Annotated in this window: 20 protein-coding genes and 1 tRNA gene; 6 read left to right on the top strand and 15 right to left on the bottom strand. The window is 74.0% G+C overall.

The window, feature by feature from the left end:
* Window positions 1–10: 10 nt before the first annotated feature.
* The 6 genes from ACGH52_RS19740 to pdhA form a co-directional block, all read right to left on the bottom strand.
* A complete protein-coding gene (locus tag ACGH52_RS19740; RefSeq protein ID WP_076975158.1) occupies window positions 11–1,108 on the bottom strand; it encodes a TrkA family potassium uptake protein in 1,098 nt (365 codons plus the stop codon).
* Window positions 1,105–2,487, bottom strand: a complete 1,383-nt coding sequence (locus ACGH52_RS19735) for a molybdopterin molybdotransferase MoeA (protein ID WP_399941084.1) — start codon at window positions 2,485–2,487, stop codon at window positions 1,105–1,107. The genes ACGH52_RS19740 and ACGH52_RS19735 overlap by 4 nt, the downstream gene beginning before the upstream one ends.
* On the bottom strand, window positions 2,487–3,479 hold the full coding sequence (locus tag ACGH52_RS19730) for an NTP transferase domain-containing protein (RefSeq protein ID WP_399941081.1): 993 nt from the start codon (window positions 3,477–3,479) through the stop codon (window positions 2,487–2,489). The genes ACGH52_RS19735 and ACGH52_RS19730 overlap by 1 nt, the downstream gene beginning before the upstream one ends.
* Before the next feature lie 103 nt (window positions 3,480–3,582).
* The gene (locus ACGH52_RS19725) at window positions 3,583–5,019 is read right to left on the bottom strand and encodes a dihydrolipoamide acetyltransferase family protein (RefSeq protein WP_399941078.1); all 1,437 of its coding nucleotides are present in this window, start codon (window positions 5,017–5,019) and stop codon (window positions 3,583–3,585) included.
* Window positions 5,019–6,023 carry an alpha-ketoacid dehydrogenase subunit beta gene (locus tag ACGH52_RS19720; protein ID WP_399941076.1) on the bottom strand — a complete coding sequence of 335 codons (1,005 nt, stop codon included), beginning with the start codon at window positions 6,021–6,023 and terminating at the stop codon, window positions 5,019–5,021. The genes ACGH52_RS19725 and ACGH52_RS19720 overlap by 1 nt, the downstream gene beginning before the upstream one ends.
* Window positions 6,020–7,180 carry a pyruvate dehydrogenase (acetyl-transferring) E1 component subunit alpha gene (pdhA, locus tag ACGH52_RS19715; protein WP_399941073.1) on the bottom strand — a complete coding sequence of 387 codons (1,161 nt, stop codon included), beginning with the start codon at window positions 7,178–7,180 and terminating at the stop codon, window positions 6,020–6,022. Before pdhA ends, ACGH52_RS19720 begins: the two co-directional genes overlap by 4 nt.
* 190 nt (window positions 7,181–7,370) lie before the next feature.
* Between pdhA and ACGH52_RS19710 the strand changes: the two genes are divergently transcribed.
* Window positions 7,371–7,874 carry an Lrp/AsnC family transcriptional regulator gene (locus tag ACGH52_RS19710; protein ID WP_121701438.1) on the top strand — a complete coding sequence of 168 codons (504 nt, stop codon included), beginning with the start codon at window positions 7,371–7,373 and terminating at the stop codon, window positions 7,872–7,874.
* A 66-nt stretch (window positions 7,875–7,940) separates the two neighbouring features.
* Here the strand turns inward: ACGH52_RS19710 and ACGH52_RS19705 are convergent, their stop codons facing one another.
* Both ACGH52_RS19705 and ACGH52_RS19700 read right to left on the bottom strand, forming a co-directional pair.
* Window positions 7,941–8,543 carry a TetR/AcrR family transcriptional regulator gene (locus tag ACGH52_RS19705; RefSeq protein WP_210975187.1) on the bottom strand — a complete coding sequence of 201 codons (603 nt, stop codon included), beginning with the start codon at window positions 8,541–8,543 and terminating at the stop codon, window positions 7,941–7,943.
* Complete coding sequence (locus ACGH52_RS19700) at window positions 8,540–10,054, bottom strand: 3-hydroxyacyl-CoA dehydrogenase (RefSeq protein ID WP_399941069.1); 1,515 nt, start codon at window positions 10,052–10,054, stop codon at window positions 8,540–8,542. Before ACGH52_RS19700 ends, ACGH52_RS19705 begins: the two co-directional genes overlap by 4 nt.
* Before the next feature lie 173 nt (window positions 10,055–10,227).
* On the opposite strand from ACGH52_RS19700, the gene paaN reads away from it, so the two are divergent.
* The gene (gene paaN / locus ACGH52_RS19695) at window positions 10,228–11,919 is read left to right on the top strand and encodes a phenylacetic acid degradation protein PaaN (RefSeq protein ID WP_399941066.1); all 1,692 of its coding nucleotides are present in this window, start codon (window positions 10,228–10,230) and stop codon (window positions 11,917–11,919) included.
* Between the two features lie 32 nt (window positions 11,920–11,951).
* On the opposite strand, the gene ACGH52_RS19690 is transcribed toward paaN, so the two are convergent.
* From ACGH52_RS19690 to ACGH52_RS19665, 6 genes are all read right to left on the bottom strand, one after another.
* Complete coding sequence (locus tag ACGH52_RS19690; RefSeq protein WP_076975167.1) at window positions 11,952–12,731, bottom strand: RNA methyltransferase; 780 nt, start codon at window positions 12,729–12,731, stop codon at window positions 11,952–11,954.
* The gene (locus tag ACGH52_RS19685; RefSeq protein ID WP_121701433.1) at window positions 12,728–14,032 is read right to left on the bottom strand and encodes an HTTM domain-containing protein; all 1,305 of its coding nucleotides are present in this window, start codon (window positions 14,030–14,032) and stop codon (window positions 12,728–12,730) included. The genes ACGH52_RS19690 and ACGH52_RS19685 overlap by 4 nt, the downstream gene beginning before the upstream one ends.
* On the bottom strand, window positions 14,029–14,973 hold the full coding sequence (locus ACGH52_RS19680) for a DUF5819 family protein (RefSeq protein WP_399941062.1): 945 nt from the start codon (window positions 14,971–14,973) through the stop codon (window positions 14,029–14,031). Before ACGH52_RS19680 ends, ACGH52_RS19685 begins: the two co-directional genes overlap by 4 nt.
* A 176-nt stretch (window positions 14,974–15,149) precedes the next feature.
* Window positions 15,150–15,479 carry a rhodanese-like domain-containing protein gene (locus tag ACGH52_RS19675; protein ID WP_121700476.1) on the bottom strand — a complete coding sequence of 110 codons (330 nt, stop codon included), beginning with the start codon at window positions 15,477–15,479 and terminating at the stop codon, window positions 15,150–15,152.
* A 52-nt stretch (window positions 15,480–15,531) separates the two neighbouring features.
* Window positions 15,532–16,347 (bottom strand): hypothetical protein, encoded by an 816-nt coding sequence (locus ACGH52_RS19670; protein ID WP_076975171.1) that lies wholly within the window; start codon window positions 16,345–16,347, stop codon window positions 15,532–15,534.
* 78 nt (window positions 16,348–16,425) lie between these two features.
* Complete coding sequence (locus tag ACGH52_RS19665; RefSeq protein WP_210975183.1) at window positions 16,426–17,940, bottom strand: DUF2252 domain-containing protein; 1,515 nt, start codon at window positions 17,938–17,940, stop codon at window positions 16,426–16,428.
* Between the two features lie 379 nt (window positions 17,941–18,319).
* Here ACGH52_RS19665 and ACGH52_RS19660 point away from each other — a divergent pair, with 379 nt between their 5' ends.
* On the top strand, window positions 18,320–19,207 hold the full coding sequence (locus ACGH52_RS19660; RefSeq protein ID WP_399941058.1) for a carbohydrate-binding protein: 888 nt from the start codon (window positions 18,320–18,322) through the stop codon (window positions 19,205–19,207).
* A gap of 84 nt (window positions 19,208–19,291) precedes the next feature.
* Here the strand turns inward: ACGH52_RS19660 and ACGH52_RS19655 are convergent.
* Window positions 19,292–19,378: transfer RNA gene (locus tag ACGH52_RS19655), tRNA-Leu, on the bottom strand.
* 510 nt (window positions 19,379–19,888) lie between these two features.
* On the opposite strand from ACGH52_RS19655, the gene fhaA reads away from it, so the two are divergent.
* From fhaA to ACGH52_RS19640, 3 genes are all read left to right on the top strand, one after another.
* On the top strand, window positions 19,889–20,758 hold the full coding sequence (fhaA, locus tag ACGH52_RS19650; RefSeq protein ID WP_087808351.1) for an antibiotic biosynthesis regulator FhaA: 870 nt from the start codon (window positions 19,889–19,891) through the stop codon (window positions 20,756–20,758).
* 10 nt (window positions 20,759–20,768) lie between these two features.
* Window positions 20,769–21,287, top strand: a complete 519-nt coding sequence (fhaB, locus tag ACGH52_RS19645; protein ID WP_003975090.1) for an antibiotic biosynthesis regulator FhaB — start codon at window positions 20,769–20,771, stop codon at window positions 21,285–21,287.
* 141 nt (window positions 21,288–21,428) lie between these two features.
* Window positions 21,429–22,976 (top strand): Stp1/IreP family PP2C-type Ser/Thr phosphatase, encoded by a 1,548-nt coding sequence (locus tag ACGH52_RS19640; RefSeq protein WP_076975201.1) that lies wholly within the window; start codon window positions 21,429–21,431, stop codon window positions 22,974–22,976.
* Window positions 22,977–22,989: the final 13 nt, after the last annotated feature.

Here is a 22,989-nt window from a genome sequence, read left to right as displayed (position 1 = left end):
GAGGGGCGGCTCAGTCGCGGGGGAACGGGCGGGCGTCGGGCGTCACATGGGTGGCCGGCGTCGCCCGCACGATCGTGATCAGGCGGTCCGTCAACTCCAGCCCCCCGACGGCCGGATCGTCGTAGCCCAGGACCCGGTGGCCGCGGATCACGCTCACCACCAGGTCCTCCACCTCCCGCGGGTTCTTGCCCGCCTCGGCCTTTATGACGGGCCGTTCGATGAGGTCGAGCCCGCTGCCCTGGCTGATCAGGTCCTCCATGACCATGCCGGCGGCGGGGCTGAGCACGGAGAGACCGAGCAACCGCCCCGCGGCGCTGGCGCTGGTGATCACGGCGTCGGCGCCGGACTGCTTGAGCAGCGGCGCGTTCTCCTCCTCGCGGACGGCGACCACGATCTTCGCGCCGCGGTTGAGCTGCCGGGCCGTCAGCGTGACCAGCACGGCCGTGTCGTCGCGCTGCGTGGCGATGATGATCTGCTTGGCCCGGTACGCCTCGGCCCGGTTGAGCACATCGCTGCGGGTCGCGTCGCCGACCACGCCCGCGTAGCCGTGGGCCGTCGCGGCCTCGATGGCCTTGCCGCTGGGGTCGACCACGACCACCTGGTCCTTGCGCAGCCCGGTCGCGCAGACGGTCTGGATCGCCGACCGCCCCTTGGTTCCGAAGCCGACGACGACGGTGTGATCGCGCAAGGCGGACCTCCAGCGGTTCAGGCGCCACTCCTCCCGAGTGCGCTCGGTGAGGGCTTCCAGCGTGGTGCCGACCAGGATGATCAGGAAGAGCACGCGCAGGGGCGTGATGACGAAGATGTTGGTCAGCCGGGCGGCGTCGCTGACGGGCGTGATGTCACCGTAGCCGGTGGTGGAGAGGGTGACGGTGGCGTAGTAGAAGGAGTCGAGGAGGTCGACGGAACCGTCGGAGTTGTCGGTGTAGCCGTCGTGGTCCGCGTACACGATGAAGGCCGTCACCACGAGGACCACCAGGGCGATGGACAGCCGTTTGGCGACCTGACGGAACGGGTGCTCCACCAGCTTCCTGGGGAGTTTCACCTTGTGGGTCACGAAGTGCTCGTCCGCCTGGCGCGCGATCGCGTCCTGGCCCGGAAGTTTCACGTGAAACACACCCCGATCCCGCCGGTCGCCCAGGGCAGATCGAGCAGCTCGGCCTCCTGCCCCCGCCGTGCACCGCCCGGCGGTACGACGGCCAGCGCATCGGCGGCCGCGATGCCGCGCAGCATCGCCGGACCGTTGTAGCGCAGCGGCACGGCGCCCTCGTCGCGCAGCAGGACCGGCACCAGCCGGGTGTCGTACGGGTGCCCGTGCACCGCGTCCCGCAGCGGCAGCGTGTACGGCTCGGGCGCCGGGCGGGCGGCGAGGGTGCGCAGCAGCGGCTCGGCGAGGGTGAGCAGTCCGGAGACGGCGGCGAGGGGGTTGCCGGGCAGTCCGACGAGGTGCTGGTCGTCCTTGAGGCGGGCCAGCAGCATGGGGTGGCCGGGGCGGGCCTTGACGCCGTCCACGAGCAGTTCGGCGCCGATCCGGCGCAGGGTCGGGTGGACGTGGTCGACGGGGCCCGCGGCGGTGCCGCCGGTCGTGACGATCAGGTCGGCGTCGGAGGACGTGACGGCGCGGTGCAGCGCCTTGGCGTCGTCGCCGATCCGGCGCACGGCGCGGACCTCGGCGCCCAGTGCGCGCAGCCAGGGGGGCAGCATCGGGCCGAGCGCGTCCCGGATGAGGCCGTCGTGCGGGAGGCCCTGGGTGAGCAGTTCGTCGCCGAGGACCAGGACGTCGACGCGGGGGCGGGGGACCGCGGTGAGCGTGTCGTATCCGGCGGCGGCCGCGAGGCCCAGGACCGCCGGGGTGACGAGGGTGCCGACGGGCAGCAACTGGTCGCCGCTGCGGCACTCCTGGCCGCGCGGGCGGATGTCCTGGCCGTGGACGACCTCGCGGGTGGGGTGCAGGCGTCCGCGTTCGTCGGTGCGGCCGTGCTCGGTGCGCAGGACGGCGGTGGTGTCCGGGGGGATCCGGGCGCCGGTGGCGATGCGGACGGCCTCGCCGTCGGTGAGGGGCGCGGGTTCCGCGTGTCCGGCCAGGAGGCCCTCGTCGCGCAGCGCCCAGGGGCCCGGTCCGGCGAGGGCCCAGCCGTCCATCGCGGAGGTGTCGAAGGAGGGCAGGTCGGTGAGGGCGGCCAGCGGGGCGGCCAGGGTGAGGCCCAGGGCCGCGTCGAGGGGCACGGCGACCGGGGTGCGGCGGGCGGCACGGGCCGCGGCGCGGGCGGCGCGCTCGGCGGCCGTCCGGGCCTCGGGCCAAGGGGTCGCGCGGTGGGGGGAGTCCGCCGGGTGGTGCGGGGCGGGCGTGCCGTGTCCACCGCGGCCGGGGTGGGCGGGGCCGGAGCGGGCGGGGCCGGGGCCGGGGTTCTCCTTCACGAGGGCGAGCGCCTCCTCGACGTCGAGGTCCTCGGCGTCCGCGTCGGCCCGCGTGCCGGGGGAGGTCATCAGGCGTCCGGGCGGGTGTCGGGGGCGGCGTCGGGAGCCGCGCCGGGCGTGCCCTTCGCGGGCGCGGCCCCGGTGTCGGCGGCCTCCTCGGCCCAGCGCCCGGCGAGGGCCGCGGCCTTGCGGGCGGTCTCGGCGACGGCCTCGGGTCCTCCCCCGGCCCGCCCGGCCGCGTACCCGACGAGGAAGGTGGTCAGCGGGGCGGCCGGCCTGGCCACCCCGTGGGCGGCGTCGCGCGCGAGATCGAGCAGGATCCCGGTGTCGACGTCCAGGTCGATGCCCAACTCGTCCTTGGCTGCGGAAATCCATTCATCCAACACGTGACCATGCTCCCTGATGCGTGCCCTTGCGGAGGCGATGTCGTCCCAGGTGTCGCAGTCGAAGGAGGCGACGGCGTCCGGGACGCGGGTGAGGCGCAGAGCGCCGGTCAGGCGGCGCAGCGGCAGCCCGGTGAGGTCCGGCCGACCGGCCCGTTCCTCCCGGTCGCGGGCGAGCGCGGCCAGTTCGCGGCGCAGCGCGGACGCGCGGTAGGCGGCGACGAGGGGCTGGTCGCGGCCGTCGGCGTCGGTGAGCAGCGCCCCGTCGGCGTCGCCCGCGGCGAGGGCCGACAGCAGCCGCCCGACGGTCGGCCCGGCGAGGAACGGCAGGTCGGCGGAGAGCACCACGACGTGTTCCGCGGTGGTGTGCCGCAGTCCGGCGGCGAGGGCGGCGAGCGGTCCACCGCCGGGCGGGTCCTCGCGCGCCCAGGTCACCGGACGCCCGGTGGGCCGGGGATCGGCGACGACGACGGTGGTCCGTGCTCCGGCGCAGGCGGCGAGCACCCGGTCGAGGAGCGCGCGTCCGCCCACCCGCAGACCGGGCTTGTCCGCGCCCCCGAGCCGCCGGGCGGCCCCGCCGGCGAGCACGACGGCGTCGTACCCGGCGCGGCCGGGTCCGGGACCCGGCGCGGGGTCGGCGCCGACGCCTGGGTCGCCGGGGGGCTCGTACGCGGTCACCCCCCGAGTATGGGGCCCTGAGCGATCACAGGGAACGCAGGGGAGCCCGCGCGATCGGCGGGTGTGCGGACACACCGTCACCTTGCGGGCGCCGTCGCCCCGGTCACAGGGTCCGCAGCAGCACCGCCGGCTGTTCCACGCAGTCCGCCACGTACCGCAGGAATCCGCCCGCCGTGCCGCCGTCGCACACCCGGTGGTCGAAGGTGAGCGAGAGCTGCACGACCTGACGCACCGCCAGCTCCCCCTCGTGCACCCAGGGCTTGGGGACGATGCGGCCGACGCCGAGCATGGCCGCCTCGGGGTGGTTGATGATCGGCGTGGAGCCGTCGACGCCGAACACGCCGTAGTTGTTCAGCGTGAAGGTGCCGCCGGTCAGCTCGCCCGGCGTCAGCCGACCCGCGCGGGCCGCCTCGGTCAGCCGGGCGAACTCCGCGGTGAGCGACTCGGCGTCCCGCGCGTGCGCGTCCCGGACGACCGGCACGACCAGCCCCCGGTCCGTCTGGGCGGCGAAGCCGAGGTGGACCCGGTCGAGCCGGACGATCTCCCGGGCCTCCGTGTCGACCGTCGCGTTCAGCTCCGGGAACCGGGCCAGGGCGGCCGTGCAGATCCGGGCCAGCAGGGCGACCAGGGAGATCCTGGGCCCGCCGGAGGCGTTCATCGCGGTGCGCGCCCGCATCAGCTCGGTCGCGTCGGCGTCCACCCAGCAGGTCGCGTCCGGGATCTCGCGCCGGCTGCGGGAGAGCTTGTCGGCGACGGCGCCGCGCACGCCCTTGAGGGGGACGCGGGTGCCGTCGGGGCGCGCGTCGGCAGACCCGGGGGAGGAAGCGGGGAGGGCGGGGGACGCGGCATCCCGCGCCCGGTCCGTCCCGGCCTCCTGGACCGCCGTACGGCCGCCCTGCGCGGCGGCGGCACGCAGCGCGTACTCCACGTCCGCCCGCAGGATCAGCCCGTCCGGCCCCGAACCGGTCAGCTCGCGCAGGTCCAGGTCGTGCTGCCGGGCCAGCCTGCGCACCAGCGGGGAGATGACCGGGACCGGGCCGTCCACCGGCTCGGCGCCGCGGACCCGGCCGTTGGCCCGCCCGGACGCGCCGGTGGCGGCCTGCCGGTCGGCTCGCACCCTGCGCCGCCGCGCGGGCGCCTCGGAGGTGCCGTAGCCGACCAGGACGTTGCCGGAGCCCTCCGCCTTCCGCTCCGCGGCGGGCGCCTCGTCGGCCGGTGACTCGGCGGTGCCGGTGGCGGCCGACGTGCCGGGCCCCCGCGCCGGCACGTCGGCCGCCGCGTCGCCCACGGCCACGGTGATCAGTGGCGCCCCGACGGGCAGCTCCGTGCCCTCCTCGCCGAAGCGGGCGGTGACCACGCCCCCGTAGGGGCAGGGCACCTCGACCATCGCCTTGGCCGTCTCGACCTCGACGACCGGCTGGTCCACGGCGACCACGTCGCCGACCTCGACCAGCCAGCGCACGATCTCCGCCTCGGTGAGCCCCTCACCGAGGTCGGGCAGCTTGAACTCCAGGCTGCGCCCGTCAGAAGCGTGTGCCATCAGCTTTCGGCCTCCCACTGCAGGCGCCCCACGGCGTCCAGGATCCGGTCCACACCAGGCAGGTGGTGACGCTCCAGCATCGGCGGAGGATACGGGATGTCGAACCCGGCCACCCGCAGCACCGGCGCCTCCAGGTGGTGGAAGCAGCGCTCCGTGACCCGGGCCGCGATCTCCCCGCCCGGGCCCCCGAAGGAACCCGACTCGTGGACGACGACCGCGCGTCCCGTCCGCCGCACCGAAGCGCACACCGTCTCGTCGTCGAACGGCACCAGGGAGCGCAGATCGACGACTTCGAGGTCCCAGCCCTCGGCCCGGGCCGCCTCGGCCGCCTCCATGCAGACGGCCAGCGACGGTCCGTACGTGATGAGTGTGGCGCTCCGGCCGGAACGCCGCACCACCGCGCGGCCCACCGGTTCAACGGACGCCGGCTCCTCGGGGTTCCACGCGTCCTTCGACCAGTACAGCCGCTTCGGCTCGAGGAAGACCACCGGGTCGTCGGAGGCGATGGAGGCGCGCAGCAGCCCGTAGGCGTCGGCGACCGTCGCGGGCGTGACGACATGGAGCCCCGCAGTCGCCATGTAGTACGCCTCGGACGAGTCGCTGTGGTGCTCGACGCCGCCGATCCCGCCGCCGTAGGGGACGCGGATGGTCAGCGGCAGGGGCATCTTCCCGCGGGTGCGGTTGCGCATCTTGGTGACGTGGCTGACGACCTGCTCGAACGCCGGGTAGGCGAAGGCGTCGAACTGCATCTCGACGACCGGGCGCAGCCCGTACATCGCCATGCCGACGGCGGTGCCGAGGATGCCCGCCTCGGCGAGCGGGGTGTCCGTGCAGCGGTCCTCGCCGAACTCCGCGGCGAGCCCGTCGGTGATCCGGAAGACTCCGCCGAGGGTGCCCACGTCCTCGCCCAGAACGTGCACGCCCGGGTCGGCGGCCATGGCGTCGCGCAGCGCGCGCGTGAGGGCCTGCGCCATGGTGGCCGGCTTGGCGGCGACGGTGGTCATCGGTGTCCCCCCTGCGGTGCGGACGCGGAGTCCGCCTCGGCCTCCGCGTCCAGCTCCGCGCGCAACTGGTCCCGCTGTTCGCGCAGTTGCGGTGTCGGCTGCGCGTAGACGTGGGCGAACAGGTCCAGCGGGTTCAGCGCCGGGTCCTGGTTCATGCGGGCGCGCAGGTCGGCGGCCATGGTCTCGGCCTCCTCGCGGGCGGCGCGGATGCCGTCCTCGTCGAGCAGGCCGCGCTCGGTCAGCTCCCGCTCCAGCAGCTCGACCGGGTCGTGCCGGCGCCAGGTCTCCACCTCGGCGTCGCCCCGGTAGCGCGTGGCGTCGTCGGCGTTGGTGTGCGCCTCCACGCGGTACGTCACCGCCTCCACCAGTGTGGGGCCGCCGCCCGCGCGCGCGTGCCGTACGGCGTCGGACAGGACCTCGTGCACCGCGGCGGCGTCGTTGCCGTCGACCAGGCGGCCGGGCATGCCGTAGCCGACGGCCTTGTGGGCCAGCGACGGTGCGGCGGTCTGCTTGTCGAGCGGGACGGAGATCGCGAAGCCGTTGTTCTGCACGAGGAAGACGACCGGGGCCCGCCAGACGGCGGCGAAGTTCAGCGCCTCGTGGAAGTCGCCCTCGCTGGTGCCGCCGTCGCCGACCATGGCCAGCGCGACCACGTCGTCGCCCTTGAGGCGGGCGGCGTGGGCGAGGCCCACGGCGTGCGGCAGCTGAGTGGCCAGCGGCGTGGACAGCGGGGCGACCCGGTGCTCGTAGGGGTCGTAGCCGGTGTGCCAGTCGCCGCGCAGCAGGGTGAGGGCCTCGACGGGGTCGACGCCGCGCGAGACGACCGCGAGGGTGTCGCGGTAGCTGGGGAAGAGCCAGTCCCGCTCCTGAAGGGCCAGCGCGGCGGCCACCTCGCACGCCTCCTGACCGGTGCTGGAGGGGTAGACGGCCAGCCGGCCCTGCTTGGTCAGCGCCGTGGCCTGCGCGTTGTAGCGCCGGCCGTGCACCAGCCGGGTATACAGCGTGCGCAGCAGCTCGGTGTCGGCGCGGTCCGCTGCCTTGGTGCCGAGGACCCGGTAGGGCTCCGTGTCGGGCAGCAGCGGCGCGGGGTCGGTTCGGGGCTGCCAGGCCGGCGGCGGTGTGGGCCGGTACGCGCCCCGCTGCTCCATGACCGTCATGACGGCACCTCCTCGTGGGAGACGGCTTCGGGCTCGCCACGGGTGTGACGGGCCTCACCTACCGATTGTTCGGTCGTCGGCACATTTTGGCTACACACACCCTCAGGCTGTGGACAAACGGTTCTCCACAGCCTGAGATGGACGCAGTACGTCCATGAGGGGAAGGCGGGGGCACGTGGCATCTGAACAAATGGCCGATCGCCCCGGGGAGGGCGGCGGCACGGACGAGGCCGGGGCCCCGCCGCCCCCGCGCCCGCTGGACGCCATCGACCAGGACATCCTGCGCATGCTCCAGGCGGACGGCCGGGCCTCCATACGGTCGGTCGCGGAGCGGGTGCACGTCTCGCGCGCCAACGCCTACGCGCGCATCAACCGGCTCGTCGAGGACGGCGTGATCCGCGGTTTCGGCGCCCGCGTCGACCACGAACGCGCCGGGCACGGCACCTCGGCCTACATCACCCTGAAGATCGTCCAGAACTCCTGGCGGACGGTCCGCGCCCAGCTGCGGCAGCTGCCCGGGGCCTCGCACATCGCCCTGGTGGGCGGCGACTTCGACGTCCTGCTCCTGGTGCACACCCCGGACAACCGGGCCCTGCGCGAGCTGGTGCTCAGCCGTCTCCAGGCCATCCCGGAGGTGCTCAGCACCCGCACCCTGCTGGTCTTCGAGACCGAGGACCTGGAACCGCAGAGCTGACCGACGGCGCCGGGCCGGGGCCGACCCGGGGCCGCCACGGGACGGCTCGCCACGGCTCGCGACGGCTCAGGACGCCTTGCGCAGCCCCCCGAACACCAGCCGCGCCACCGCGTCGACCACCTCGCGCTCGCCGGCGCCGCTCCGGCCGTCGGGGCCCTCGGGCCGGTACCACTCGACGATCGAGTTGATCATGCCGAAGACGAGGCGGGTCGCGAGCCGCACCTCCACGTCCGCGCGCACGTCCCCCTCCGCCGCCGCGTCCTTCAGCAGGGCGGCGACCCGGTGGTCGAACTCGCGCCGACGCTCCAGCGCCCACCGCTCGGTGCCGGTGTTGCCGCGCACCCGCAGCAGCAGCGTCACGTAGGGCAGCTCGGCCATGAGCACCTCGACCATGCGCCGCACGACGTACTCGAGGCGCTCGGCGGCGGTCCCCACGCGCGCGTGCTCCTCGTCGAGGATCCCGAACAGCTCGTCCAGGGCCCGGCTCACGGCCCGGCGCAGCAGCTCCTCCTTGCCCGAGACGTGGTGGTATATCGAAGACTTGGAGATCCCCGCCGCCTTGGACAGGTGCTCCATGGAGGTGCCGTCGTAGCCGCGCTCGATGAAGACCTGCACGGCGACGGACAGCAGTGTCTCGGGCGTGTACGTGTCGCGCTTGGCGGTGGTCATGAGGGGGTGCCCTCCCGGTCCTCGGCGGCCTCGACGTGGCGGTGGAGTGCCGGGGACGGCGCGCAACGCCCGGACGGTTCCCACTCGTGCAGGTCGGCCAGCAGGTAGTAGGCCCAGGTGTCGCCGAGCCGACGGCTCCAGGCGAAGGGGCCGAGTGGGTAGTTCACCCCCAGGCGCATCGCCGTGTCGACGTCCTCGGGGGCGGCCACACCCTTGGCCACGGCATCGAACGCCAGGTCGATGATCCGGGCGACGGTCCGGGCCACGATCATGCCGGGGACGTCGCCGATGACGCTGACCTTCTTGCCGAGCGCCTGGAACAGGCCGGTGGCCTCGGACAGGAGGCCCGGACGGACGCGTCGGGACGCGGACAGGGCGATCCGGGTGGCCGCGCGGTAGTCGAGGGCGAGGTCGAAGTGGACGAGGTCCTCCGACACGGGCGGTTCGCCGTCGGTGAGGCGCAGCGTGCCGCCGCCGGGCAGGACGAGCCTTCCCGCGCCGTACCCGTCCTCCGGACGCACCTCGACGCCCGCCTCCCGGATCAGCGCGACCAGCTCGGCCGCCGGGCCCAGGTCCCCCTCGACGACGACGTACGCGGGCGCCTCGGCCGGTCCGGCGGTGTGCGGCTCGGGGCGCTCGGCGCCGTCGCGGTAGTCGTACCAGCCCTGTCCGCTCTTGCGGCCGAGCCGGCCGGACTCGACCAGGCGGCGCTGGGCCAGGGACGGGGTGAAGCGCACGTCCTGGAAGAACGCCTGCCACACGGAGTGCGTGACGGACTCGTTGACGTCCTGCCCGATGAGGTCGGTCAGCTCGAAGGCGCCCATTCTGAAGCCGCCCGACTCGCGCAGCACGGCGTCGATGGTGGCCGGGTCCGCGCCCCGGTCCTCGTACACCGCGAGGGCCTCGGCGTAGAAGGGCCGGGCGATGCGGTTGACGATGAAACCGGGGGTGTCGGCGCAGCTCACCGGGGTCTTGCCCCAGGCACGGGCGGTCTCGTACGCGCGCGTGGCCGACGCGGCGTCGGTCGCGAACCCGGAGACCACCTCCACCAGCGGCAGCAGCGGCGCGGGGTTGAAGAAGTGCAGGCCGACGAAGCGGCCGGGTACGCGCAGCGCGCCCCCGACGGCGGTGACGGACAGGGAGGAGGTGTTGGTGGCGAGCAGGCAGTCGTCGCCGACGACGTCCTCCAGCGCCCGGAACAGCTCCTGCTTGACGTCCAGCCGCTCCACGACCGCCTCGACGACGAGCGCGCAGCCGGCGAGCCCGTCGAGGGTCTCGGCGGCCGTGAGCCGGGCGCGGGCGGCGTCCCGTTCGGCGCCGGTGAGGCGTTCCTTCTCGACGAGCCGGTCGAGCCGGGCGCCGATCGCGTCGGCCGCTTCCCGGGCCCGGTCCGGCACGGCGTCGTACAGCCGCACGGGATGGCCCGCGACCAGCGCCACCTGGGCGATGCCCTGGCCCATGGTGCCGGTGCCGACGACGGCCACGGGGCTGCTGAGGTCGAGTGCTGTCATGTGCGCGATCCTCCCGCACGGGGTTTTCCACAGATGCGGCGGTCCCCCTTGTCCCGACCGATCGTTCGGTTACTCTAGCCGTGTCCACCTGTTCCTGCCCAGGTTTCCCCCAGGTCCACGGACTCGACGACGAGTCGACGGCGAGTTCGTGAGAGACGAGGAGTTGGTCCCGCATGGCCGCCGAACTCACCGCACACCAGCTGATCGCCCGGCACCGGCCGACCCTGGACCTGGCGCTGGAGACGATCCGCACGCGCGCGTACTGGTCCCCCCACCCCGAGCACCCCAAGGCCTACGGGGAGAACGGCACTCTGGACACGGCCGCGGGCAAGGCCGCCTTCGACGCCCTGTCCGGCACCCGCCTCGACCTCGGCCAGCCCGGCACCGACGGCTGGGTGGGCGGCGAGGTCTCCCCGTACGGCGTGGAGCTGGGCGTGGAGTACCCGCACGCGGACCTGGACGTGCTGCTGCCCGCCATGACGGCCGGACAGAAGGCGTGGCGGGACGCGGGCGCGGAGCTGCGCGCGATGGTCTGCCTGGAGATCCTGCGCCGGATCGCCGACCGCACCATGGAGTTCGCCCAGGCGGTCATGCACACCTCCGGACAGGCCTTCATGATGGCCTTCCAGGCGGGCGGCCCGCACGCCCAGGACCGCGGCATGGAGGCCGTGGCCTACGCGTACGTGGAGCAGTCCCGCACCCCGGAGACGGCGGAGTGGACCAAGCCGCAGGGCAAGCGCGACCCGCTCGCGCTGACCAAGCGGTTCACCCCGGTCCCGCGCGGCATCGGCCTGGTCATCGGCTGCAACACCTTCCCGACGTGGAACGGCTACCCCGGTCTCTTCGCCTCCCTCGCCACCGGCAACGCGGTCCTGGTCAAGCCCCACCCCCGCGCGGTGCTGCCGCTCGCGCTCACCGTCCAAATCGCCCGCGACGTCCTCACCGAGGCCGGCTTCGACCCGAACCTGGTCGCGCTGGCCGCCGAGCGCCCCGGCGAGGGCATCGCCAAGACCCTCGCGACCCGCCCCGAGATCCGGATCATCGACTACACCGGCTCCACCGCCTTCGGCGACTGGCTGGAGGCCAACGCCCGCCAGGCCCAGGTGTACACGGAGAAGGCCGGCGTCAACACGGTGATCGTGGAGTCGACCGACGACTACCGGGGCATGCTCGCCAACCTGGCCTTCTCGCTCTCCCTCTACAGCGGCCAGATGTGCACCACCCCGCAGAACCTGCTGATCCCCCGCGACGGCATCCGCACCGACCAGGGCGCCAAGTCCTACGACGAGGTCACCGCCGACCTGGCCCGCGCCGTCGACGGCCTCCTCGGCGACGACGCCCGCGCCAACGCCCTGCTCGGCGCGATCGTCAACCCGGACGTCAAGGACCGCCTGGAGGCCGCCGCCGGTCTCGGCGAGGTGGCCCTGGCCTCCCGCGAGGTGACCCACCCGGAGTTCCCGGACGCGGTGGTGCGCACCCCGGTGATCGTCAAGCTGGACGGCGCCAAGCCCGGTGACGAGGCCGCCTACACCAGCGAGTGCTTCGGCCCGGTCTCCTTCGCCGTCGCCGTCGACTCCGCCGACCACGCCGTGGAGCTGCTGCGCCGCAGCGTCCGCGAGAAGGGCGCGATGACGGTGGGCGCGTACACGACCGACCCGGAGGTCGAGGAGGCCGTGCAGGAGGTCTGCCTGGAGGAGGCGGCCCAGCTCTCCCTGAACCTGACCGGCGGGGTGTACGTCAACCAGACGGCCGCCTTCTCCGACTTCCACGGCTCCGGCGGCAACCCGGCGGCCAACGCGGCCCTGTGCGACGGCGCGTTCGTGGCGAACCGCTTCCGGGTGGTGGAGGTCCGCCGCCCGGCCTGATCCGGACGGCACCCGGTGGGGACGACACCCGGTCAGGACATCCGCGGTGCGCCCCCGGCGGCGCTCCAGTGGTACAGCGTCATGGCCACACTGGTCGCGAGGTTGTAGCTGGAGACCTGGGGGCGCATCGGCAGCGCCACCAGCTGGTCGGCCCGCGCGCGCAGCTCGCCCGAGAGCCCGCTGCGCTCGGAGCCGAACGCGAGCAGCGCCTCGTCCGGCAGCTTCAGCCCCCGGATGTCCTCGCCCTCCGGGTCCAGCGCGAACACCGGCCCCGGCGGCAGATCGGCGACCTCCAGCCGTTCCACGACGGTCGCGAAGTGCAGCCCCGCCCCGCCGCGCACCACCGTGGGGTGCCAGGGGTCGAGCGTGCCGGTGGTGACCACGCCGGTCGCCCCGAAACCGGCGGCCAGCCGGATCACCGCCCCCGCGTTGCCGAGGTTGCGCGGCTGGTCGAGAACCACGACGGGGGCCCGGCGGGGCGTGTGCGCCAGCGCCTCGAGACCCGCCGCCCGCGAGGGCCGTACGGCCAGGGCGGCCACCGCGGTGGGGTGCGGCCGGGCGACGAGCGACGCGTACGTCGCGTGCGGCACCTCGGTCAGCAGCCCCGCCAGCGCCTCGCGCACGTCCGGCGCCAGCTCGTCGGCGAGGGCCAGGGCGCCCGCGCGGTCGCTGGTGACCGCCACCGGCACCTCGGCGCCGAAGCGCAGCGCGTGCTTGAGGGCGTGGAAGCCGTCCAGCAGCACGCACCGATCGGCGTGCAGGTGCCAGGCGCCCGGCGGGCCGGGGTGGGGGCCTGGGCCCGAGGAGGTCATGACCGGAAGCCTACGTGCGTGTGCTCCGGGTCCTTCCCGTCCGCCGCATCCGCCGCACCCGCTCCGGCCGTTCCCCCGGCCCCACGGGCCCTGGGCCCCGGCACCGTCGCCGTACCACCGTCCCCGCGCCCTTCCGGCGCACCCGCTGGGGACCCCGCGGGCCCCCGGCCGGACAGCCGGCCGCGCGCGCGGGCCGCCCAGCCGCCCAGCCGGCGCAGGAACGAGGTCGGCAGGAAGACCGCGTCGGCGGCGATCATCGCCAGCGAGAAGAACGGCAGCCCGAGCGTCACGGCGATCACCGCGTGCTCGGTCATCATCGCGGCGAGGAGCACGTTCTTGACCCGCCGGTTGAACAGCGTGAACGGGAAGGCGACCTGCACGGCGACCGTGCCGTAGGTGATGAGCATGACCATCGTGCCGTTGGCGGACAGCGCGTCGGAGAGCGCGGGCCACGGCGAGAAGTAGTCCAGGTGCAGCGGGTAGTAGACGGCCGTGCCGTCCTGCCAGCGCGAGCCCTGGATCTTGTACCAGCCGGCCGTCGCGTAGATCAGACACGCCTCGGCCATGATCACGAACAGTGCGCCGTTGTGCACGATGTTGCCGACCACGTCCAGCAGGATCCGCGGCTGGCTGCCCTCCGCGCCCCGCTCCACGACCCACCACAGCCCCAGCGCGACCCACACCGCCCACAGCAGCGCCGGGACGAACCAGTCGCCGTCGAAGCCGCCCGCCAGCGTCACCGTGAGCAGCAGGAACCCGCCGGCGCACCACAGCGCCGGACCGACCCGGTCCACGACCCGCTCACCCCGCGCGCGTGCCGCGGCCGTGCGCCGGGCCCGGCGTGCGTCCAGCGACCAGACCTGACCGCACCGGGTCAGGACCAGGTAGATGCTCATCAGGTGGATGACGTTGTCGCCGCCGTCCCCCATGAAGACGCTGCGGTTCTGCAGCGAGAGCACCCCGACCATGAACAGCACGGACATGGTCCGGGTGCGCCAGCCCAGCAGGAGCAGCACGCTGCTCAGGACGGCCAGCGCGTAGACGATCTCGAACCAGGCCCGCCCGTCCGACCACATCAGCGCCGTGAAGGCGCCGTTGTCCGCGATCAGCTGCTCGGCGAGGTCGTGGCTCCAGGGCCCGTCCGGCCCGTACAGCTCGCCCCGGTGGGGCAGTTCGCGCAGCAGGAAGAGCAGCCAGGTGGCGCTGAAGCCGATGCGGATCACGGCGCTCTGGTACGGGCCGAGCGCGGCGCCCGTGACACGGGCGATGCCGCGGGAGACCGAGAGGACGGCGGCGTTCACGCGGCGCCCCCGTCCCGCTCGGCCTGTCCGGCCTGTCCGGCCTTCGCGCCCCGGGTCTCCGGGGACACCGACCACCAGGGCAGTTCGCGGACGGTGGGCCGGTCGGAGACCTTCTCACCGCTCCACGGCGGCGGCTCCACGTTCGTGGTCCGGGAACGGTACTGCACGCGCTCGACGACACCGCCGGGTCCGGCGGCCCCGTCACGGTCCAGGCGCAGCAGCGCGATGCGCCGCAGATACGTCTCGGCGAGGGTGCCCCGCACCCCCACCGGGCGGTCGTCGGAGTCGTGGCTGGCGACGAAGAAGTCCCAGGCCCGGCGCAGTTCGTTCTGCTGGGTGTGGCTCGGCAGCGGATTGCCGTCGATGGCCCGGCCGTCCTCGGCGGACAGGTCGTACCAGCCGGTCGTCCGTATCTCGCCGCCCGCCGTGCTGACCTCCGCCCGGACCTGGACGGAGACGTTCTGCTGGAGGGGGTTGGGCGCGAAGAGCTTCCAGTTCTGCTCGAACTCCGGGAAGACCCATTCGTCCACCACCGAGCCGTGCTGCTTGGTGAGGGTGTTGGACGGGGCCACGTGCAGGAACACCAGGCCTATGTGGGCGCAGACGGCGACCGCGACCACCGCGAGGGCGACCACGGCACCGACCTGGTAGCGCGGGGAGAGCGCGGCGACCCCGGTACGGGGAGCGGAGGGCTGTACGGGGTCCTCCTGCGCGGGCCCTGGGACAGCGGCCTCCTCGGCCGTCGCCCCGGCCGCCCCGGAAGCCCCCACCGCCCCCTCGGCAGCGGCGGCACGCCCGGCGGGCTCGGCGGGCTCGGTGGACTCAGCGGGCTCGGTGGCCCCGGCGGTCCCGCCGGTTTCGGGCGAGTCCGCTTCGCCGTCCGGCCCGGCGGCCCCGTCCTGCCCCCGCCGGGCGCCCGAGCCCTTGTCGTACGCGTCCATTCCGCCCCGTTCGGTCCCGATCGATCCATCCGCCCGCCCCGCCACGGGGCGCCCACGCGCCACCCGCACGGCTGCTCGGCGACGTTCGAACGGGAACGGTACTCAGGACCGGCCGCCCGCACAGCCCCCGGCGGACCGGCCGCACCGTGGCCGTCGCCACATCCGGCGGGGACGGCCTAGAGCACGTGCCCCGGCTGCCCCTTGTCGTCCACCACGGGACGCCCGGCCGCGGCCCACTCCTGCATGCCCCCGTCGACGTTCACCGCGTCGACGCCCTGCTGGACCAGGTACATGGTGACCTGCGCCGAACGGCCCCCGACACGGCAGAGCACGTGCACCCGGCCGTCCTGCGGCGCGGCCTCGGCCAGCTCACCGTACCGGGCCACGAACTCGCTGAGGGGAATGTGCAGCGCCCCGGCGGCATGACCCGCCTGCCACTCGTCGTCCTCCCGGACGTCCAGCAGGAAGTCGCCGTCCGCGAGGTCCTCGACACCGACCGTGGGCACACCAGCTCCGAAACTCATGCCCCAGACGCTACCCGAGCCGCCACCCGGCGGCTCAGTCCTGCGCGAGCACCCCCGCCAGCTCCGCCTCCCGCTCGCGGACCTGGGTCGCCAGCTGCTCGGCGATCTCGTCGAGGAGCCGGTCGGGATCGTCCGGGGCGAGCCTGAGCATGGCGCCGATCGCGCTCTCCTCCAGCTCCTTGGCGAGCAGGGTGAGCAGCTCCTTGCGCCGGTCGAGCCATTCGAGGCGGGCGTACAGCTCCTCGCCGCGGCTCGGGCGCCGCTCGGGCACCGGCCCGGCGGCCCACTCCTCGGCCAGCTCGCGCAGCTCCGCCTCGTCGCCGCGGGCGTAGGCGGCGTTGACGCGGGTGATGAACTCCTCGCGCCGTAGCCGCTCGTCCTCCTCCTGGGCCAGGTCGGGGTGGGCCTTGCGGGCCAGCTCGCGGTAGAGCCTGCGGGCCTCCTCGCCGGGCCGGACCCGCTGCGGCGGGCGTACGGCCTGTTCCGTGAGCATCGCGGTGGCCTCCGGGAACAGCCCGTCCCCGTCCATCCAGCCGTTCAGCAGCTCCTCGACCCCGGGGATCGGCATCAGGCGGGCCCGCGCCTCGTCGGCCCGGCGCAGGTCGTCGGCGTCACCCGTACGGGCCGCCCTGGCCTCCAGGATCTGCGCCTCCAGCTCCTCGAGCCGGGCGTACACCGGGCCGAGCCGCTGCTCGTGCAGCCGCGAGAAGTTCTCGACCTCCACGCGGAAGGTCTCCAGGGCGATCTCGTACTCGATGAGTGCCTGCTCGGCGGCCCGTACGGCCTGTTCCAGCCGTTCCTCGGGACGCGGTGCACCCCCCTGCTCGGGCTCAGCTTCCGGCGTCGTCACCCGACCAGCCTAGGGCCTGTCCGGCGCGGGGTGCCCCGGACGCGGGCCGGGGCCCGGCCCGCGCACCCCGTCCCGCCCTCACACCCCCAGCTCCGCCGCCACCCGCCCCGCACGCACCGCGGCCAGCAGCTCCGCGTGGTCCGCCTCGGTGCGGTCGGCGTAGGCGACGGCGAAGGCGGACACCGCCTCGTCCAGTTCGCCGTTCTTGCCGCAGTACCCCGCGATCGTCCGCGGGTCGGCGCTGTGCGCGTGGGCCCGGGCCAGCAGGGCGCCGGTCATCCGGCCGTAGTCGTCGAGCTGGTCGGCGGCCAGGGCCGCGGGGTCGACGCTGCCCTTGCGGTTGCGGAACTGCCGTACCTGGAAGGGCCGTCCGTCGACCGACGTCCAGCCGAGCAGGATGTCGCTGACCACCTGCATCCGCTTCTGCCCCATGACGACCCGGTGGCCCTCGTGCGCGACCTCGGGCGCCTCGAACCCGGCGGCGGCCAGGTGCGGCAGCAGCGCGGAGGGCCGCGCCTCCTTGACCTGGAGCACGAGCGGTTCGCCCCGGTGGTCCAGGAGCAGCACGACGTACGACCGCGTGCCCACGCTGCCGGTGCCGACGACGCGGAAGGCCACGTCGTGCACCGCGTACCGGGCCAGCAGCGGCAGCCGGTCCTCGGAGAGGGTGGCCAGGTACCCCTCCAGGGCGCCCGCGACCGCCGCCGCCTCGGCGTCCGGCACCCGGCGCAGCACCGGCACCGCGTCCACGAAGCGCCGCCCGCCGTCCTCGGTGGACTCGGTGGACTTCGCCGCGAAGCGCCCGCTGGTGTTGGCGCGCGCCTTCTCGGAGACCCGCTCCAGGGTGCCGAGCAGGTCGTGGGCGTCGGTGTGGGAGACCAGTTCCTCGTCCGCGATGGCGTTCCAGGCGTCCAGCGCGGGGAGCTTCGCCAGCAGCCGCATGGTGCGCCGGTAGGCGCCCGCCGCGTCGTGGGCGGCCTCGCGGCAGGTGTCCTCGTCGGCGCCGGCCTCCCGGCCCGCGAGGACCAGGGAGGCGGCGAGCCGCTTGAGGTCCCACTCCCAGGGGCCGTGGACCGTCTCGTCGAAGTCGTTCAGGTCGATGACCAGGCCGCCGCGGGCGTCGCCGTAGAGACCGAAGTTGGCGGCGTGCGCGTCCCCGCAGATCTGGGCGCCGATCCCGGTCACCGGCGTGCGCGCCAGGTCGTACGCCATCAGGCCCGCCGACCCGCGCAGGAACGCGAACGGCGTGGCCGCCATCCGCCCGGCGCGGATCGGGGTGAGCCCCGGTATCCGGCCGCGGTGGGACTCCTCGACCGCGCGCACCGCGTCCGGCCGGGCGGCGTCCAGGTCGAGCGCGGCGTGCGCGGAGCGCGGGACCCGCGTGCGCAGCGCCTTGCCCTCCGCCTTCGGCGAGCCGGTCACGGGCCACCGCGCGAACCCGGGAACGACCGGCAGCCGCCCGCCCGGCGCCGCCCCTCCCGTCCCGCGTCCCGTCCCCCGCGTCCCGTCCGCGTCCGCACGGGCCGTCGGCACCGCCCCGGCCGCCCCTCCGGTCGCCGTCTCCGTGTCCGCCCCCGCCGTCGCCCCGGTCATCCTGGCCGCCCTCCCCGTACTCGTCGTACCCGTCCGCACCCGCGCGCGGTACCGCGTCGTGCCGTGCCTCGCCGTACCCGTGCGGTGTACCGGTGACCCCGCGCCGCGCCGGCGCGCCACGACCGTACCCCCGGCCGCACCGCCCGTACACGGGCCCGTCCGCGCCCTCATAACGCCGGGCAGGGGGCGAAACAGGAGGTGCCCCCGCCCCGCCCGGCGCGCCTACGGTGGCCAGTGATCACCACGGAGCGCGCCCGCCGAAGCACCTACAGCAGCCTGCCCCGCGCCGGCGGGCGCGCTCCCTGTCCCCGACGTCCCGGATGCCGCACGTCCCGCACCTTCCCCAGGGACCACCCACCGAGGAGACCGAGGAACCGCCATGACCTCCGACACCCCCACCCCCCACGAGCCCGAACCCGGACCCCGGCCCGGCCCGGGCTCCGGCGCCGACCGCGGGATCAGCCGCAAGACGCTGCTCAGGGCCGCCGTCGCCGCCGGTGCCGCCGTCCCGCTGCTCGCCACCGGCGGCGTCGCGCTGGCCCGGGACGCCGCCCGCTCCAACGACGGCCAGCGGCTGACGCCGACCCCGTACTGCGACGACGGCGACGACCTGACGCCGGACCAGATGGAGGGTCCGTACTTCAAGCCGAACTCCCCGCTGCGCACCAACCTGGTCACCCCCGGCACCCGGGGCACCCCGCTCACCGTCAGCGGCTACGTCTTCGGCCGCAACTGCGTCCCGCTGTCCGGCGTGCTCCTCGACTTCTGGCAGGCCGACGACAACGGCGACTACGACATGGCCGGGTACACCTTCCGCGGCCACCAGTTCAGCGACGCCACCGGCGCCTTCGCCCTCAAGACGATCGTGCCCGGCCTCTACCCCGGCCGCACCCGGCACATCCACGTCAAGGTGCAGGCCCCCGGCGAGCCCGTGCTGACCACCCAGCTGTACTTCCCCGGAGAGCCCCGCAACAGCACGGACATGCTCTTCGATCCGGCGCTGCTGATGAACGTCCGCGGCGCAGGCGGCGGCAAGGAGGGCACCTTCGACTTCGTCCTGAACGTGGACGGCGACACCGGCCCCACGGATCCGCCCACCGACCCGCCCACCGACCCGCCGGGCGGCACCTGGGCGAGCGGCCGCGCCTACACCGCCGGCGCCCGGGTGACGTACGGCGGCCGCTCCTACCGCTGCCTCCAGGCGCACACCTCGATGTCGGGCTGGGAGCCGCCGAACGTGCCGGCGCTGTGGCGGCAGGAGTCCTGAGACCTTCCTCACAGCGCGGGCACCGCGGGCCCGCACCCGGACACGCGGAAGCCCCCCAGGTCCGAGACCTGGGGGGCTTCCGGCTGGTGCGCGAGGGGGGAGTTGAACCCCCACGCCCTTTCGGGCACTGGAACCTGAATCCAGCGCGTCTGCCTATTCCGCCACCCGCGCATTGGGTGTGTCTTCCGGGCCTTTCCTTGCGGTCCGGCGCCTTCCGACACGAGAACATTAGCACGCTGGAAGGGGCCGATTCACATCCCTTTCCGCCCGTGGACCGGGGCGCCCGCCCTCCTTCGGGCACTCGTCCCGGTCCTTGGCCGTTCACGTATCAACCTCGTACCGGTCCGGCCCGTCTCCCCAGGAGCCGGTGGGGGACCGCGGCCAGGTGCGGGACACTGGTCTGCGGCCGCCTCTACGATCCTGGGCATGAGTACCTGCGGGAGCACATCCCGAAGGTCCGCGGGAGTTCGAAGGGGAGCTCCGGCGGGAACTCCGAGAGGCGTCGACACCCGTCGACCGGGCCGACAGGGGGAACCAGCCGATCGACCGGCGCGTGGATACGATCAGTAAGCAGTACCAGGTGGGCAGCGAAGGACCGCACGGCACGGCGCGGGACAGCGGTACGCAGGGCAGCAGTACGCAAGGCAGTGGACAGGACGGCAGCGACGGAGGAGGTGCCCCATGGGAGTCCTGAAGAAGTTCGAGCAGCGTCTCGAAGGTCTGGTCAACGGCACCTTCGCGAAGGTGTTCAAGTCCGAGGTGCAGCCCGTGGAGATCGCGGGAGCGCTCCAGCGCGAATGCGACAACAACGCGACCATCTGGAACCGCGACCGCACCGTCGTGCCCAACGACTTCATCGTGGAACTGAGCACACCCGACTTCGAGCGCCTCAGCCCCTACTCCGGGCAGCTCGGCGACGAGCTGGCCGGCATGGTCCGCGACTACGCCAAGCAGCAGCGCTACACCTTCATGGGACCGATCAAGGTCCACCTGGAGAAGGCGGACGACCTCGACACCGGCCTGTACCGGGTGCGCAGCCGTACGCTCGCCTCCTCCACCAGCCACCAGGGCGGCCCGGGCCCCGCGGCACCCCCGGCCCCGCCCGCGCGGCCCAGCGCCCCGGGCGGCGGGTACGGCTACCCGCCGGCCGCAGCCCCCGCGGGCGCCCCGCCCATGCCGTCCGCGCCGCCACCCGGCCGTCCCGGCGGCTACGGCTACCCGCAGCCCGCCGGCGGCCAGCAGCCCCCGGCCGCACCCGCACCCGGCGGTCGCACCCGCCACTGGATCGAGATCAACGGCACCCGCCATCAGATCTCCCGCGCGACGCTCGTGCTGGGCCGCAGCACCGAGGCCGACGTGCGGATCGACGACCCCGGCGTCTCCCGCCGGCACTGCGAGATCCGGACCGGAACGCCCTCGACGATCCAGGATCTCGGGTCCACCAACGGCATCGTGGTGGACGGGCAGCACACCACCCGCGCTACGCTCCGCGACGGCTCACGGATCGTCGTGGGCAGCACCACCGTTATCTACAGGCAAGCCGAAGGGTGATCCGGGGGCAATGTCAGAGCTGACCCTCACGGTCATGCGGTTGGGTTTTCTCGCCGTACTGTGGCTGTTCGTGATCGTGGCCGTGCAGGTCATCCGCAGCGACCTCTTCGGTACGCGGGTCACCCAGCGCGGCGCGCGGCGCGACGCCGCCCGACCGCAGCAGACCGCCACGCGCCAGGGCCAGGCGCCTCCACCGCAGCGCCAGCAGTCCGGCGGTGGCCGCGGCCGCCGCGGCGCGCCCACCAAGCTGGTCGTGACGGAAGGCACCCTCACCGGCACCACCGTTGCCCTCCAGGGCCAGACCATCACGCTCGGCCGGGCACACGACTCGACGATCGTGCTGGACGACGACTACGCCTCCAGCCGCCATGCCAGGATCTACCCGGACCAGAACGGCCAGTGGATCGTCGAGGACCTGGGCTCCACCAACGGCACCTACCTGGACCGGGCCCGGCTGACGACCCCCACACCGATTGGCCCCGGGGCGCCGATCCGCATCGGCAAGACCGTCATCGAGCTGCGGAAGTAGTGCTACACCAATGAATGAGCGCGAGCGGAGCGAGCACGCAGCGGCGGCCGGCACCCCGGGCCCCGGCGCGCTCCCGACCGGAGGGTGGGCAGTGTGGCTCGACACGACCGGCTGCAGTCGGAGCCGACGGGCGAGGTGCGCATGAGTCTGTCACTGCGTTTCGCCGCCGGTTCCCACAAGGGCATGATCCGGGAGGGCAACGAGGACTCCGGCTACGCCGGTCCGCGCCTGCTCGCCATCGCCGACGGCATGGGCGGCCAGGCCGCCGGCGAGGTCGCCTCCTCCGAGGTGATCTCCACCATCGTCGCCCTCGACGACGACGTGCCCGGCTCCGACGTCCTCACCTCCCTCGGCGCCGCCGTCCAGCGCGCCAACGACCAGCTGCGGCAGATGGTCGAGGAGGACCCGGCCCTGGAGGGCATGGGCACCACGCTCACCGCCCTGTTGTGGACCGGCCAGCGCCTGGGCATGGTCCACGTCGGCGACTCCCGCGCCTACCTGCTGCGCGACGGCGTCCTCACCCAGATCACCCAGGACCACACCTGGGTGCAGCGCCTCGTCGACGAGGGACGGATCACCGAGGAGGAGGCGGGCACCCACCCGCAGCGCTCCCTGCTGATGCGCGCCCTCGGCAGCGGCGACCACGTCGAACCCGACCTGTCCATCCGCGAGGTGCGGGCCGGCGACCGGTACCTGATCTGCTCCGACGGGCTCTCCGGCGTCGTCTCCCACCAGACGATGGAGGACACCCTCGCCAGCTACCAGGGCCCCCAGGAGACCGTCCAGGAGCTGATCCAGCTCGCGCTGCGCGGCGGCGGCCCCGACAACATCACCGTCATCGTCGCCGACGTCCTCGACCTCGACACCGGCGACACCCTCGCCGGGCAGCTCTCCGACACCCCCGTGGTCGTCGGCGCCGTCGCCGAGAACCAGGCCCAGATGGGCGACAACGGCATCATGCAGACCCCGGCCGGACGCGCCGCGGGCCTCGGCCGGCCGGGCGGACAGCGCGGCGGGGGCGGCGAGTTCGGCCCGCCCGGCAGCGGCGACGTCACCGGCTTCATCCCCACCGGCGACTTCGACGACTACGGCCCCGACGACTTCGTCAAACCCCGCAAGAACCGCAAGTGGCTCAAGCGGTCCCTCTACACCGCCCTCGCCCTCGCCGTGATCGGTGGCGGCACCTACGGCGGCTGGCGCTGGACCCAGACCCAGTACTACGTCGGCACCAACGACGACCACCTCGCGCTGTACCGGGGCATCAGCCAGGACCTCGCCTGGGTCTCGCTCTCGAAGGTCCAGAAGGACCACCCCGAGATCGAACTCAAGTACCTGCCGCCCTACCAGCAGAAACTGGTCGAGGCCACCATCCCCGAGGGCGACCTCAACGACGCCCGGGCCAAGATCGAGGAACTGGCGGTACAGGCCTCCGCCTGCAAGAAGCAGGCCGACCGGCGCACCGCGGAGACCGAGAAGAACGCGAAGACGGGCGAGGGCGAGGCCGGGGGGACCACGGGAACCTCCCCCGCCTCCTTCACGTCCAAGGCCTCACCGAGCCCGAACCCGTCGGGATCGCCCAAGGCACCCGAATCGTCCGAGTCCCCGTCCACGACCGCACCCACTCCAGGCTCAGGACCGACCCTCTCGGAGGAAGAGCAGAAGGTCGTCTCGCTGTGCGGTAAGCAGTAGGCAAGCCGTGAGA

Origin of the sequence: Streptomyces sp. BBFR25, assembly GCF_044590125.1 — a bacterium.
Taxonomy (GTDB): Bacteria; Actinomycetota; Actinomycetes; order Streptomycetales; family Streptomycetaceae; genus Streptomyces; species Streptomyces canus_D.
The sequence above is the reverse complement of the archived record's forward strand: the minus strand, read 5'-3'. Positions and strand labels throughout refer to the sequence as shown.